Below are 13,194 nucleotides of genomic sequence, written 5' to 3'. Positions count from 1 at the left end.
ACGGGCAGGAAGGAGACTCGGTTGAAGCTTTGACCGCCTGACCAACTGCGGTCACGCGGGGATCATCCCGTTACACCACGCATTTGGACTTGACCCGAGCCGGGTCCGTGCGATGGTCCTCGACGGCGCGGTCGATCCCCGCAAGAATGTCCTCGAACGCCAGACACAACTGTTCGCAGGCGTACAGCGCTCGTTCGACGAACTGTCCCGGTACTGCGTAGACCGAGGGAACTGCCCTCTCGGAAGTGATCCGGCGGGAACGGTGGATGCTATCCAGAGCCTGCTTCGACCTCTCCTCGACACCCCCGCCCCGACCGCGGGCGGGCGTCGACTGACCTATTTCGCTGCGATCGAAGCTGTCACACTCGGTCTGTACTCCAGCCAAGCGTGGGACAGCGTCATCACAGGCTTGGCCGAGCTACGAGCCGGGCGCGCCGATGTGATGCTCGCACTGCGCGATGTCGGGGCGCAGCGCGGACCCGACGGCACGTACACGAATTCATCGGAAGCGACCCTCGCCATCAACTGCCTCGACGAGATCAGGCCGACACCCGAACAGACAACAGCCGTCGTCGCGGAGGTCAATTCTCTTGCCCCGTACATGGACCCCGGGTTCGATGTAGACACCCATTACGGATGCGAGGGGTGGCCCGACGAACAGGTACTGGACTATCCCTACGGCGACAACATCACCGGCCTACCCGAAACGCTCGTGGTGTCCGTCACCGGTGACGGGCTGACCCCGCACGAAGGCGGTGCGGCACTGTCAGAGATGCTCGGCGCACGACTGCTCACCGTCGACGGCGAACAACACGGCGCCACCATCGCAGCAAATGCGTGCATCAACGAGATCGTCGAGCACTACCTCGTGAACCTGAACATCCCGGACAACCAATTACGTTGTGTCCTATAAGGAAAAGCGCTAACAGCAACAGCTTTCAACGGTCAGGTGTGAGAACCACGATCGTCTCGGGGTTGTGGCTGTGTCCGCGTCAGCGGCACGCCCTGATTCTGCAGGTCGAAGTCGAACTTGCGGCGCTCCCGCTTTCCACGCGCCAAACCCGCACGTTCGCCCGCAGTGAGATCGCGCCCGATAGCTCGGTCAGCCACTTGCCGCAGATGAGGAGGTCGTGCTTACCGCACTGGAGGTTTCGGGCACCTTCACCCTGACATCGGCCCCAGCCAATCGCGCGGCGACGGCCCTGGCAGGCGAACAGCGCACGGCTTTCACCGAGAGGCTGCTAAGACTACTGCGCGAAGGCACGCCCGAAGCTGGACAGATGCTCACCCAGTCCGACATCTACGCACCTGCGCAACCAGCTGGCCTCCGAGGGTCTGCCCGAGCCCCAGCAACGTGACACCAATGCCGTCGGCATGCTGGGCCTGGTGCGCAATCGGCAGGTCGGCACAGCCTGCCAGGTACTTGCTGCCAGCGCGCTCCCGATGCTCGTCAGCGCTGACGTAACCGGTCGGCCCGCTGACCACGTCCCGCTATGGCGCACGCCCCCCGACAAGGCCGTCCCGGTCGAGGACTACGCGGCCACCGCGATCGAACGAGCCTTGCGCATCACCGCCGAGGCCGGCTCGGCCCTACCCGCGCGGCTACGAAGACGACTTCTAGTCCACCGCGAGACGCCGAGCTTCCTAATGCTATCCGGCATTCCGCCTCTCAGTGGACCGGGGCCCACCCCAAAGATGCATGTCACCGATTGCGTTACGGTCGGGACATGTTCGCACTCGTCGTCCGATTCGACCTCCACGACCAGGCCGCCGCCGACGCCTTCGACGTCACTGTGTCCGAGCTCGTCGCCCAGATCGTCAAACATGAGCCCGGCACCCTCGTCTACTCCACACACCGCATAGCCGACGCCCCGCTGTCGCGCCTGTTCTACGAGGTCTACCGCGACCGTGAAGCGTTCGACGAACACGAACGCCAGCCACACACCCGCGCATTCCTCAACGGGCGCAGCGAATACGTTGCGTCAGCCCGCGTCGAGTTTCTAAACGACGGCCCCGCTAAAGGTCTACCTGCCTAGATCCGGTCCGCGATCCCCAACCACACCGCGAACCCATGCACGCTGTCGACCGTGCGCGCGTCGGCCCGCGCGATCTGCCGCGTCGTCTCCCGCACCATCGGGTTATAGCGAGTCTGCGCCGGTGCGATCCTGCGCGCCGTCTGCAACGCATCGAACGCCCGTCGCTGATCACCATGCAACAGGAACGCCCGCCCCAGGTCGATGTAGTGGTGCCCTACGCGCTCTGACGGCGACCCCGCTGGGATCACCAGCGACCGTGCACGGTCCAGAGCTGTTGCGCTTTCCATCGCCTCCACAGCGAGCGCCACTCCCCAGATGCCAGTGTTGGTCGGACCGAACGACAGGATGTGGTCCCGATCGTCGCCGAGCCGCAGTGCGGTCACGGTCGCTTCGCTGAGGTGGTCGTCGGCGAGGTCGCCACGACCTGACCGTGCAGCGGCCAAACCCGATTGCAGGTGCAAGCCACCCCAAGCGATGAGGTCGCTACGGTGGCCGACACCCAAACGGGGTTCGATCTCGGCGCGGGATCGTTCGAGAAACAGCAGCGCAGCGTTCCAGTCGCCGCCGCTGGTGAGCAACGCGCCACGCTGGAACTGCGCCACCGCTAACCACAGTGGGTCGCCCGCTTCGCCTGCCGCCCAACCAATCCGGTCGACGGCGAGGGCGGACAGGTCGCTGTACCCCAGCTTGTAGGCGAGCGAATGCGCCGAGTAGTAGCATTCGCACAACATCACCAACGCCCGGTCCCGGTCCGCGCCCGACCAACGATGCACCGCAGCGCGGAGTTCGCCGAGCAGGACTGGCAGCGCATCGCCGAGTTTGTGAAAGCTGGCCGCGCGCCGCCATTTGCACACCTGAGCGACAACCGGTTCCAATTCGGTGACCGTGCGAGGTTCGATCACCCGTTCGTTGTCGAGATCGTAGGCGGCTAGCTCGATACGCAGCACAGCAACAGCTGAATGCGCCTCGGCGTCTTCGGGTTCGACAGGCGCATAGGGCTGCCCGGTGAGGTCGGTGGGTGCGACGCGTAGAGCGCCCGCGACGGCCGAAATGAACGCTGGTGTCGGGTTCACGGTTCCACGCTCCACCTTTTTCAGCAGCGATAGCGATACGTGAGCGACGGGGGCTAACGACTTTTGGGTGTAGCCGCCCAGCTTCCGAGCCTCTCTGAGGCGCGCAGCAAATGCGGTCCTGTCCACCTGGGGTGCTACCACACATCAAGTGTGCACGAGGGGCCAAACGTATGGCTAGAAGGAGCAAATTTCTTGTCCCTTCAGGCTTTTGCGCTGCGACATCATGGTCTTACCTCTACGGCGGGCTGCTTTCGTTTCCACATTGCGCCCGCCGTAGGGCCTACGAGCACCACGGGACTTGGGAGGTCACCATGTGGTTACAGCGGGATATTCAGGAGCCGGAGCAGCAGCGAATTACGGTGCCGCGTACCGCCGCGAACGCGGTCACGGTGCAGGAAATCATGGACCGTATCAACAGCGAGCACGAAGACGAGGGGCGTCCGTCGCCGGTCCTGGACCATGCCGCACCACGCGGACGGATCACGGTCGACTACGCCCGCATTCTGATGCGGCAGCACCGGGTCTGTAGCCGCGAGGAATGCCCGGCGAAGCGGTGCGCGTTCGCGCTGTTAGTGGAGCGCGGGATTATGTCCCCAAGCCAATCGAGCGGGCGGCTCGAACCGGGCGAGACCCGATGAATGACGAAGACCTCGCACGCGAACTGACCGTGCTCCATTCCGACACAGCCACCAAAATCGACGCGGCAACGATCGAACCGTCCGGCATGGCAGGCCGCGCGATGACTGACCTCATCCCCGTCACCCTCGAACACACCTTTGCAGACCTCACCCGAGCACTCGACGCCATGCGCGAAGCCGGTTTCATCACCACCACGCCCGCCACACCCACAGACGATGTGACCGCGCCGCGCAATCAGCGATTGACTAACCCCCGCACCGTATTTCATCCAATCAACGAGGAGACGCAGTGAACACATTCAGCATCGATCAGCAGGTCAGCGACCTCGGCATCCAAGCCATCGCGTTCATCGTTCCCGGTATCACCGTGCCCACCGACACCAGCCCGACACTCGACCACGAAATCGTGACCTCGGAGAAGTCCATACTCGCCGCGACCGACCCCAAGACCCTTAAGACCGAACCCGAGTTCAAAGCCTTCCGGGCCCTGCACGCCCAGGTCGGCAAAGCCGCGAAAAGCGAAATCGCGGCACCGGAAACACTGTTGCGGTTGCTGCACCGCGCCGGACGGTTGCCTCGCATCAACCCGCTGGTCGACATCTACAACCTGGTCTCGGCAGAAACCCGGTTCGCGTTCGGCGCACACGATCTGGCATCGATCGCCGGTGGTGTGCGGTTGGCGATGACGACAGGTGATGAACGATTCGTGCCCCTCGGCGCGACCGGCCCGGTACCGGTGCCTGCCGGGGAATATGCCTACCTCAATGACGAAGACGTGCTGTGTCGACTCGAGGTCCGCCAGTGCGAGAAGTCCAAAGCGACCCCGCAGACCAGCGACGCCCTGTTCATCATCCACGCGGGCCCCGGCCGCGACCGCGCCGACCTCACCACCGCCAAGGGCCGACTCACGGCCCTGCTGGCCGAGCACTTCGGCGCACAGCCACCGATCGATCTCAAGGCCCAGCCATGAGTACCGAATACGACACCACCCCGACCGCCGATCCGGGAATCGACGCGCGCGAGGCCCATTGGGACCGCCGCGCGGACGGGTTCGACACCGATTTCACCCACGCCCCGGTACGCGAACAGGTGTTGGACCAGATCTCGCGGCAATTGCCCACCGGGCCCTGTACCGCTCTGGACGCGGGGACCGGCAGCGGCCGGACCATGGCACGACTGATCCAGGGCCTACACCCCGAATCCGACATCGTCGGCTGCGACCTCTCACCAGCGATGCTGCACCAAGCCAGAATCCACGCACCCCACAAAGCACGCGGGTCGCTCTCGTTCGTCTACGCCGACCTGTGCGCGCTGCCGTTCGATGACGGCGGGTTCGATCTGGTCGTGTCGACGTTCACCCTCCACCACGTACCGCCCACCCAACAGTTGGCGGTGCTGCGGGAATTGCGGCGCGTGCTCGGCGAGGACGGCATGTTGATCCTGGCCGACCAGATCCAGCCCGACCCGCCCCTGTCGGTCGCGGCGATGCGCGCGGCAGTGGCCGAAACGTTCTACCCGCACCTGCCCCACGCCGAAGCGGTCGGGCTGCTGTCCACCTACGGCGAATGGCCGCTCACCGTCGGTGAACTCACCGACCTGCTCGAGGTCGCCGGTTTCGGGTGCGAAGTCACCGATATTCACCGCATCGTCGCTCTCGCCACCGCGACCCCAGGCCGCCCATCGCCCGAGGAGTGAGCGATGACGTACGCGAAAAGTCCTGCCGCCATGCATGATTCGCCGCTCTCGCGCAGCATGTTCTACCGGCGAATCTGTAGCCTGCCGACGTTCGTGGACACCGTGACAGGCCAGATCATGATGACGGCCGGATCGACTGGCGCGGTCATGATGCCGACCGATCTCGCCCAACGGGTCAAGGTCGAGTTGCAGCGCCGCAACGTCGGTCCGTGCCGACTATCGGCCACCCTCGCGCGCGAGCATGGTCCTACCTTGTCCGTACTGCCGATATGCACCCGATCGGCGACCCTTCCGCGCTCGCCGAACTCTGGCGCGCGCACGTGGTCGTGATCCGCGACGGCACCATCGTGTTGCCGACTCCGAGCCCAGACCACCACACCCGCCGAACGTGGATAGTCCCCGCGACCACCCCCTTCCGGCCGTCCGGGAGCACAGTCTTGGCCTGCGTGCGCCACGTCCTCGACGCGGCGAAACCGCGCAGGCACGGCCCCTACTGACCCCATGCCTGCAAGAGACTGCCGAGAGGAAACAAATGTCGGCCCTTGACGACACGTGCCAGTGCAATTTGGCGCGTATCGAGCGCGCCTACCACCCCGATCTGGTGCCGGACCCGCTACGCACACCCGGCTACCTGCACGCCTACATCCTCGCCGGGGGACACGCGATCGGAGGAGTGAACGACCCTGACATCGAGGCAACCCTTGCCGAAAGCATCGAATACTAGACTCACTCGACTTTCCCGGTAGCCGGTATCACTGGCTCATCGGCGAACCTGCCTTGCTGCGCACCGCAGGAAGCGCCGATGTGATGACCGAACAGGTTCACGCGCTACTCGCGGCAGCCGCAAAAGAAAAAACCGAGATCGGGATCATTCCGATCGTCGACCGATTCGTCACTCCCATAAGGCATTTCAGAATCTGGGGACCGGAGGACGAAGAAGTCTGTGTCGATACCGAAGAACTTTACGGCGTATCGGTCTCGCGCAGACGCGGCGACGTCGAACACGCCGACCGCAGCTTTCGACTCCTCGCTGCCCAAGCCGTCTACGGCAACGACGCCCGCGCGATCCTCACGCGCTCCCTGTCCACCCAACACCACCGACTAGCCACCCGGCACCAGCACCCAGGGGGCACCGTGAACCACCCACAACCAGCTACCGCGCAGGCGGACACACCACACACCCGATGCCTGTTCACCGCCGCTGAGCGAGCACTACCCCGATGACACCCTCGCCCCGGTCACCGCGCCCCGAGGAACCCGACATCCGGCTACTCGTCCAATTCGCAACTGTCCGTATCGAATTCGCGGCGTGTCTCACGGCCGCGCTCGTGTTCGTCCAAGAGCTCGGTGCGCGCCGCCACCTGAATACCTCGAACCTACACCGGCGAACCCCGAGCCGCGGCGGTTCGAGGGTGGGGAAACGCTCCCGGAGGCCGCCCAACCGGCCTCCGGGGGCACCCACACCACCCACACCACCCACATGACTGGTAACACTGGAAGGCCCTGACCAACTCCCAGACCGTGCGCCCCTCGCCACGGACACCCGGAGGTGGTCGGGGGCCTTCCGTCGCAGACGCGGCAGGAGCGCCGACTATGACTACCCGCCCACGGAACCTGATCGACCCCTACCAGCCCACTCCCGCACGCCTGCACAGCGTGTTCCTCGGAGGGAAAGACCACTACGAAACCGACAAGGCACTAGCAGCGGCCCTGTCGAGCAGCACGATCGGGGCCGCGCTCACCGAATCCCGCCGCTTCACCCGACGCGCGATCGAATACCTGTCCGACCATCACGGGGTGTCCCAGTTCGTCGAACTCGGGTGCGGTCTGCCCCACGTCCCCGACATTCACGACATCGCCGAACAACACAACAGCACCGCGCGGACGTTGTATGTCGACTCCGACATCGTCGTGGCTGCTCATGGTCGCGCGCTGTTGCACGAACCGCCTACCCGGTTCTTCACCGCTACCGACCTCACCGACACCGACGCCATCCTCAACGACATCACCACGGTGATGGACATGACGGCACTTTTGGCGGTCTGTGTGTCGGGCACCGCGGAGTCGATTCCCGACGCCCCCGCTGTGCTCGCCGAGTTGACCGCCCAGTTCCCGGTCGGGACATGGCTGGTGCTCACCCACGTCACCGACGAGTTCTACCCCGACCACATCCGCGCCGCCGCCGAAACCCTACGTCGAGCGGGCATCCCGTATCACCCGCGCGGACGAGACGCGATCACGGCCATGCTCGCCGGGTACCAGCTTCTCGCACCCGGTCTGATCGCCCCGCACCGGTGGACACCCACCCGCCACCGCGACGACAACGGCAACAACGCCGGGATTCGGCGGTTGTCGGCTACCGCACCTCGCCATCGCGCGACGTGGGATCTGAGCGCTTACGCCGCCATCGGCCAACGAAAGCAGTAGAGAAGGGACCGGAACGATGGGATGGGATGGGATCGCGGCGACGTCGACGAAGGCACCGAACAGCAGGGGCCTTACGGGCACCTTGGTTTCCTGCGCCGCGCCGGGATGACCAAACAGGCCGATTGGTTCGCCGCTGGTGGGCCACCACCACCCCGGACAGCAGACGGGTATCGGGGGTGGACCTTGTGGCACGAACACCACCCATCCACCGCCGAGGAGCTGACCCAACTCGTGGACCGGTTGCTGGACGCGGGATCGATCACCCGCGCCCAGATCGGCGCCCACACCCTCACCCCGGGCGACACCACGACGGTCGCGACCCTGCGCGAGTTGATCTCCGCTCACGCCACCGCGCAGCGCGTACACGACGAGGGAGAACAGGGACGAGGGAGAACAGGAATGAACCTCAAGATCCTCACCAGCGCCCTCTGGCTTGACCAAGCCCGAGGAGCGTTTCCGAACATCCACCGTGATCGCCTTGGAAATGCTCAGTCCAGGAGCTGGGGATCCCTGCGGCAGTAGGTGATGGGCGGGTCGACAACGATCACGTCGGTGACCGTCAGCAGTTCGGTGGGCACTTGGCCATCGAGGTAGGCGAATGAGGGACACAACACCGCATCGACGGCGCACTCCGTGACCAAGGACTGCAGACGGTTCAGCGGTGTCGCCGCGAACACCAGGGTCCCGAGCAGGTCATAGCCAAGATCGGCAGCAGCGGTGCGAATCAGCGATTCACACTGCGACTGGCCGGGGCCGGGCAAGTCGGTACGCACATAGCCAATGGCCGTGCTAGCGGCCGCGTGCCGAGGTCGACGGGTGAACCCGACGCCTGCTGCGGCACGAGTGAACCACTGCGCACCTGCCGAATCCGAGATCTGCACATCCATGAGGTCTCTTGCCTTTGGTCTTGTGCCATGCGCGCGCACAGCAGGGGCGGGAGGGTGACCGAGAAATCGCGCAAGGCCGAGGTGCCCTCGCGCGGGGCTATCGAGTCTGTCCACGGGCGCAGGATTGAGTAGTCGCGTCGGCGAAGTAGCGCACGACACCGCTGGTAGTGACCCGCTTGCGCCAGCTGCTGGAACGCTGATATCCGGCAGCGGACAGCGTCTGATCGAGCTCGTCCAGACCGACCGTGGTGCCTTGCCGCACCGGCAACGACCGTGGCCAATCGGCCGTTTGGCGAATGCCGCTCGCTACATCGAAGATATCGCTGCTGAATACATCGGCGACACTGTCACCAGCGTCGAGACGGGCGATGACATGGAATTCGCCGCGCGGCCCGCCGGAAACGCCAGGTGCCACAGCCTGGGACCGACTACCCGAGACCGGGCACTCTGCACCAGGATCGTCTGGGCAGCAGGAATACAGACCCTTGCTCCCGATATTGCGCTGCGCGCAATATCGGCTCGGAGTCCTCAATCTCATCCGAACGGACTGGCTATCCACTGCATATTCGTTTGTTTGGCAAACATCGAAATCTTTTGTGGTATTGATCATCTGACCACCTCACATCCTGCGCTGTGGAGCAATTGACGGGACCACAATCCCAACACAGCTAATGGAAGGCAAATAGAGTAAAAAGTCCCTCTAAATGGCCAACAGTTGGAGCAGCGCAGCGACCGGACGCAAGCTCGACGCCATTGGACTCGGTACGCCGCACCTAGTCCGGACCGCCCGAGAGGCGAGCTGCCGAGCGCCGAGCCGACTGGGGCCTCTCCACGCTGCGACACAATCAGAACGCGACCAGCTGAATCCGAAGCAATCGAATTGCAGCATTTCCGCAGGTCAGATAGTATGCACTAATAACACGTCAGCTGGTGTCAGCGTGGACTACATCGTGCGACTGGAACAGGGCCGCGGACCCAAACCGTCCGAGCAGGTCCTCGGTGCGTTGACGAGGGCGCTGCGCCTGACCGATATCGACCGCGATCTCGTCTATCGGCTCGCCGGGTCCGAACCGCCGCAGGCAGGACGGATTCCGATGATGATCCGGCCCAGTGTGCTGCGACTGCTGGATCGGCTGGCCGATCTGCCCGTGCTCGTCCTCTCGGCCAAATCCGATGTCCTCGCCTGGACTCCCTTGGCGGCGGCCCTGTTCGGCGATTTCTCCGCGATCCCCGTCACCCAGCGCAACATCATGTGGCAGCGCTTTCTCGGCGCCGGCATGGGCCGCGTCGTCATGACGCCCGAGGAGGCCGACAGCAATGCCGCCGCCTGCGTCGGCTGCCTGCGCGCGGTCAAAGCGACCTACCCCGACGACCCCGGTCTCACCCGCCTGCTCACCGAACTACGCACCGGCAGCAGCGAATTCGAGGCGCACTGGCAGGCAGGCCGCTCCAGCGTCATGCACAGCCTCACCAAAACGATCGCCCACCCCGACCTCGGCGCCCTCACCCTCGACTGCGACGCCATGCACGTCCCCGACACCGACCAAACCGTCATCATCTACTCCGTGACGCCCCACACCCCCAGCGCCACCGCCACCGACCTACTCCGCGTCACCGGCCTCGAATCCTTCTCGGCACCCGAATAACGTCTGGCCCCCACCGGGCTACTCGGATACGGTGCGTTACTCACGAAGGAGTGACGATGACAACCGCACCACGCACAACCACCCTCTGGCGGCCGACCGGCCCCAAGGAACTCGCGCTTCTCGCCGAATCCGGTTGGCGCACTTGGCCACCGCGGCTACCCGACCAGCCGATCTTCTACCCGGTCCTCAACGAGGCCTACGCGGTACTGATCGCCCGCGATTGGAATGTGCCCGCCTCCGGCGCGGGATACGTCACCCGTTTCGACGTCCGATCCGACCACCTCGACCGCTACGACGTGCAGCAGGCCGGCGGCCGCGACATCCTCGAATACTGGATCCCCGCAGAGGATCTCGACGAATTCAACCGCAACATCGTCGGCGCGATCGAGGTCGTCCGCCGCTTCCCTGACGACGCACCGCTGCCCGACCACGCGTGAACGGTTCGACCGCTCGGTCCGACGACCGGCGACCTCCGGCCCGACTCGGCGTCCATGCGGAGGTTCCCACCCGGACAACTCCCCGGCGAGATGGATTTCCCACACGAGTTAGGATGCCCTTATGCGTTCTGCGCGGTCAGGTCGGCTCCGGGGGCGATACCACGGTCGTCCTGCTCGGTTCATTGGGCGGTAGCACAGTGTGTGCTCAGCGAAGGCGCACTGGACCAGATTCCCCGAGTGCCTCTCGATTTCCATCGGACCGTGCGTAAGCAATGGGTTCCACTCGCGGATGACGGCAGTTTCACGGCCACCCTCACGGTGAAGGCACCCCACAGCACCCGCCGACACGGTGTTCGGGGTCTACACCTACACGGCGGCCAAATCTGTCAACACCGCAAAGGAATTGGCGGTGCCCATCCGGTTCGACTCCACCCCGGCGTCAATACTCCGACACCGCCGAGCCTGTCAGTTTCCACTGGGTGACACCACCCGCCATGTCGGGGTCCGCGAACCGCGCCGCTTCGCCCCGTCGGTCGCCTACCGCCCCGCTGCGATGAGAGTGGCGGTGTAGTGCGGTCGCTCCCCTGCAGTTCGGTCGCAGCCCACGAGGATCGGGCGCGTGCCTAGCGAGCGTACCTCGACGAGATGCCGGTGCGTACTGCCCGACAAAACATCGTGTGCGGTGGCGCGGTACTGGGTGCCGGTGCGGGGCTCGAGGCTGAGCTCATGTGTGATCCAGTCCCAGCCGTACTCGCGTAGGAGCTCTCGCTCGATCACCTGCTCGTGCGGGTCACGCAGCGCCGACCAGCCACGATAGGAGCTCATCAAGTCGGCGGGATGGCCGGTGCGGTCGACGAGGCACGAGATCTGGTGCTGGTCCAGATTTCCCCAGTATCGGCCCTCGGGGAAATCGACCAGGGTTGGCGCGAAGCGGTGGCCGCCGAAGCTGCTGATTCGCCATACCCTGACGTTGCCGATGCCGGCCGGGTGGCGGCGCAGGTGCTCGTAGAAGGGGTAGCCGCGGGTTCCGCAGCAGGAGTCCACCGAGGCATGGGTGCAGACGACGAGATCGCGGTGCTCGTCGTGGACGCGGTAGCGGGCGAAGTCGGCAAGCTGGTCCTGATCGTCGTCGAACATCGCGGCGATCAGTGCGGGCGCCCGGTCGACGGGCAGGTGGTGTTCGATGCGTTCCAGGGCTGCCGCCGCACCGGGGCGCCGGTCGAATCGGATGACGCGCATCAATCCAGGCGCGGAGTACTCCGGGTCGGGCGCCGCGGCAAAGGTTTTCATGGTGAGTCCGCGCTCCTGCACCCAACGGGTCGCGGACCGCAGGGCAGCGCGCAGCGGCGCGGGCACCCGGTCGGTCTCCCAGACCGGCGTGCCCATGCCCGGCGGCCATGGCAATGGCAGCTCGAGCATGAGGAAGCGGTCGAACGAGCGGGCGGTGCCGATCGGATCCTCGTCAACCGAGCGGGCCACGAGCGAGCATGAGTCACGTCCTGGCACAACGGGTTCGGGCTGCGGGCGGCTCGGCGTGCGGCCCGCCATCGCGTCGATGACGTTGAGGCGGGCCCGCCGTGCCTCGGTGTCGAGTTCGTCCGGCGTGCCCAGCTTGGTCACGCTCTCGACAGCGCTCGGTCCGGTGAAACCGTGCGCTGCCAGCACGCGGAACAGTTCGGCGAAGTCGACGATGCCGTCGCCCGGTGTGATCGGCGGCGGCATGGCGCCGGTGACGGCCCGGTGCGAGCGGCGCGCGGGATGGTCACGCACCCCGACTGCGTGGATGTAGGGCGCCGCCTCGGCGAGTCCTCGCTCGGGTGGTTCGCCGCCGTAGTGCACCAGATTGCCCGGATCCCAGCAGATCAGGAACGCTCGATGACCGACCCGCTCGACCACCGCCCTGGTGTCGGCGGCGGTCCGGGTGAGCCCGCCGTGCGGTTTGACGGCGATGGTCACGCCGTGTGCTTCGGCATACGGCGCGGCGGCGGCCATCATGCGGAGATAGCGATCCGCGTGCGCGGGTTCGGCGCACCCCATATCGACCAGGGTCGAGACGCCGAGGCGCGCACAATGATCGAGCTGTCGTCGCAGCGTCACCTGCGCGTTCGTGTCACCGCGGTCAAGATCGGCGGCGTGCGCGAGCATCACCACCCGGAGCCCGTGGTCGGCGATCACCGCGCCGATCTCGGCCGCTGCCGCGGGCGAGGTGTCCGGGGTGATCACCTCGGTCACCCCGTGCACCGGCAGTGCCACCGCGGTGTATCCGGCCGCCCGAATCCCGGCCAGCGCTCGCGGCAAGGTGAACTGCGCCCATGGTCGGACAGTGCAGGCGAGTTCGAGTTCGGATGGCACGGA

General features: G+C 65.5%; 17 protein-coding genes. 13 read left to right on the top strand and 4 right to left on the bottom strand.

Translation table 11 applies throughout. The features are described 5' to 3' along the window. Positions 1 to 262: 262 nt before the first annotated feature. Positions 263 to 913: an alpha/beta hydrolase gene (locus tag ACFWPK_RS14810; RefSeq protein ID WP_378915643.1), complete on the top strand. Its 651-nt coding sequence runs from the start codon at positions 263 to 265 to the stop codon at positions 911 to 913. An 814-nt stretch (positions 914 to 1,727) separates the two neighbouring features. Next, positions 1,728 to 2,036 (top strand): putative quinol monooxygenase, encoded by a 309-nt coding sequence (locus ACFWPK_RS14805; protein ID WP_378915642.1) that lies wholly within the window; start codon positions 1,728 to 1,730, stop codon positions 2,034 to 2,036. On the opposite strand, the gene ACFWPK_RS14800 is transcribed toward ACFWPK_RS14805, so the two are convergent. Continuing rightward, on the bottom strand, positions 2,033 to 3,250 hold the full coding sequence (locus ACFWPK_RS14800) for a helix-turn-helix domain-containing protein (RefSeq protein ID WP_378915641.1): 1,218 nt from the start codon (positions 3,248 to 3,250) through the stop codon (positions 2,033 to 2,035). The two genes, ACFWPK_RS14805 and ACFWPK_RS14800, sit on opposite strands and share 4 nt — an antisense overlap. Positions 3,251 to 3,420: 170 nt before the next feature. Between ACFWPK_RS14800 and ACFWPK_RS14795 the strand changes: the two genes are divergently transcribed. From ACFWPK_RS14795 to ACFWPK_RS14755, 9 genes are all read left to right on the top strand, one after another. Further along, positions 3,421 to 3,747 (top strand): hypothetical protein, encoded by a 327-nt coding sequence (locus ACFWPK_RS14795; RefSeq protein ID WP_378915639.1) that lies wholly within the window; start codon positions 3,421 to 3,423, stop codon positions 3,745 to 3,747. Then, on the top strand, positions 3,744 to 4,040 hold the full coding sequence (locus ACFWPK_RS14790) for a hypothetical protein (protein WP_378915637.1): 297 nt from the start codon (positions 3,744 to 3,746) through the stop codon (positions 4,038 to 4,040). Before ACFWPK_RS14795 ends, ACFWPK_RS14790 begins: the two co-directional genes overlap by 4 nt. After that, the gene (locus ACFWPK_RS14785) at positions 4,037 to 4,717 is read left to right on the top strand and encodes a B3/4 domain-containing protein (protein ID WP_378915635.1); all 681 of its coding nucleotides are present in this window, start codon (positions 4,037 to 4,039) and stop codon (positions 4,715 to 4,717) included. Before ACFWPK_RS14790 ends, ACFWPK_RS14785 begins: the two co-directional genes overlap by 4 nt. After that, positions 4,714 to 5,442 carry a class I SAM-dependent methyltransferase gene (locus ACFWPK_RS14780; protein ID WP_378915633.1) on the top strand — a complete coding sequence of 243 codons (729 nt, stop codon included), beginning with the start codon at positions 4,714 to 4,716 and terminating at the stop codon, positions 5,440 to 5,442. Before ACFWPK_RS14785 ends, ACFWPK_RS14780 begins: the two co-directional genes overlap by 4 nt. Positions 5,443 to 5,651: 209 nt before the next feature. Further along, on the top strand, positions 5,652 to 5,939 hold the full coding sequence (locus ACFWPK_RS14775; protein ID WP_378915631.1) for a hypothetical protein: 288 nt from the start codon (positions 5,652 to 5,654) through the stop codon (positions 5,937 to 5,939). 35 nt (positions 5,940 to 5,974) lie between these two features. Further along, complete coding sequence (locus tag ACFWPK_RS14770) at positions 5,975 to 6,166, top strand: hypothetical protein (protein WP_378915629.1); 192 nt, start codon at positions 5,975 to 5,977, stop codon at positions 6,164 to 6,166. Then, positions 6,160 to 6,666 carry a Scr1 family TA system antitoxin-like transcriptional regulator gene (locus ACFWPK_RS14765; RefSeq protein WP_378915667.1) on the top strand — a complete coding sequence of 169 codons (507 nt, stop codon included), beginning with the start codon at positions 6,160 to 6,162 and terminating at the stop codon, positions 6,664 to 6,666. Before ACFWPK_RS14770 ends, ACFWPK_RS14765 begins: the two co-directional genes overlap by 7 nt. 369 nt (positions 6,667 to 7,035) lie before the next feature. Continuing rightward, the gene (locus ACFWPK_RS14760) at positions 7,036 to 7,869 is read left to right on the top strand and encodes an SAM-dependent methyltransferase (protein ID WP_378915627.1); all 834 of its coding nucleotides are present in this window, start codon (positions 7,036 to 7,038) and stop codon (positions 7,867 to 7,869) included. Between the two features lie 21 nt (positions 7,870 to 7,890). Then, entirely contained in the window at positions 7,891 to 8,391 is a 501-nt protein-coding gene (locus ACFWPK_RS14755; protein ID WP_378915625.1) for a hypothetical protein, read from the top strand. Here ACFWPK_RS14755 and ACFWPK_RS14750 read toward each other — a convergent pair. Continuing rightward, on the bottom strand, positions 8,358 to 8,756 hold the full coding sequence (locus tag ACFWPK_RS14750) for a hypothetical protein (protein WP_378915623.1): 399 nt from the start codon (positions 8,754 to 8,756) through the stop codon (positions 8,358 to 8,360). The genes ACFWPK_RS14755 and ACFWPK_RS14750 overlap by 34 nt on opposite strands. 97 nt (positions 8,757 to 8,853) lie before the next feature. Next, positions 8,854 to 9,366 carry a hypothetical protein gene (locus tag ACFWPK_RS14745; RefSeq protein WP_378915621.1) on the bottom strand — a complete coding sequence of 171 codons (513 nt, stop codon included), beginning with the start codon at positions 9,364 to 9,366 and terminating at the stop codon, positions 8,854 to 8,856. A 328-nt stretch (positions 9,367 to 9,694) separates the two neighbouring features. Between ACFWPK_RS14745 and ACFWPK_RS14740 the strand changes: the two genes are divergently transcribed. After that, complete coding sequence (locus ACFWPK_RS14740) at positions 9,695 to 10,402, top strand: helix-turn-helix transcriptional regulator (RefSeq protein ID WP_378915618.1); 708 nt, start codon at positions 9,695 to 9,697, stop codon at positions 10,400 to 10,402. Between the two features lie 56 nt (positions 10,403 to 10,458). Then, a complete protein-coding gene (locus ACFWPK_RS14735) occupies positions 10,459 to 10,839 on the top strand; it encodes an ADP-ribosylation/crystallin J1 (RefSeq protein ID WP_378915616.1) in 381 nt (126 codons plus the stop codon). Between the two features lie 537 nt (positions 10,840 to 11,376). Here the strand turns inward: ACFWPK_RS14735 and ACFWPK_RS14730 are convergent. Further along, positions 11,377 to 13,191, bottom strand: coding sequence for a TIM barrel protein (locus ACFWPK_RS14730; protein WP_378915614.1), 1,815 nt, complete (start codon positions 13,189 to 13,191; stop codon positions 11,377 to 11,379). Between the last annotated feature and the right edge of the window lie 3 nt (positions 13,192 to 13,194).

Source organism: Nocardia sp. NPDC058519, assembly GCF_042719755.1.
Classification (GTDB): domain Bacteria; phylum Actinomycetota; class Actinomycetes; order Mycobacteriales; family Mycobacteriaceae; genus Nocardia.
The sequence above is the reverse complement of the archived record's forward strand: the minus strand, read 5'-3'. Positions and strand labels throughout refer to the sequence as shown.

Coding starts and splice junctions, on each gene's coding strand:
- ACFWPK_RS14805 (WP_378915642.1), top strand. CDS start 1,728: ATGTTCGCACTCGTCGTCCGATTCGACCTCCACGACCAGGCCGCCGCC.
- ACFWPK_RS14750 (WP_378915623.1), bottom strand. CDS start 8,756: ATGGATGTGCAGATCTCGGATTCGGCAGGTGCGCAGTGGTTCACTCGT.
- ACFWPK_RS14770 (WP_378915629.1), top strand. CDS start 5,975: ATGTCGGCCCTTGACGACACGTGCCAGTGCAATTTGGCGCGTATCGAG.
- ACFWPK_RS14745 (WP_378915621.1), bottom strand. CDS start 9,366: ATGATCAATACCACAAAAGATTTCGATGTTTGCCAAACAAACGAATAT.
- ACFWPK_RS14780 (WP_378915633.1), top strand. CDS start 4,714: ATGAGTACCGAATACGACACCACCCCGACCGCCGATCCGGGAATCGAC.
- ACFWPK_RS14790 (WP_378915637.1), top strand. CDS start 3,744: ATGAATGACGAAGACCTCGCACGCGAACTGACCGTGCTCCATTCCGAC.
- ACFWPK_RS14760 (WP_378915627.1), top strand. CDS start 7,036: ATGACTACCCGCCCACGGAACCTGATCGACCCCTACCAGCCCACTCCC.
- ACFWPK_RS14755 (WP_378915625.1), top strand. CDS start 7,891: ATGGGATGGGATCGCGGCGACGTCGACGAAGGCACCGAACAGCAGGGG.
- ACFWPK_RS14735 (WP_378915616.1), top strand. CDS start 10,459: ATGACAACCGCACCACGCACAACCACCCTCTGGCGGCCGACCGGCCCC.
- ACFWPK_RS14795 (WP_378915639.1), top strand. CDS start 3,421: ATGTGGTTACAGCGGGATATTCAGGAGCCGGAGCAGCAGCGAATTACG.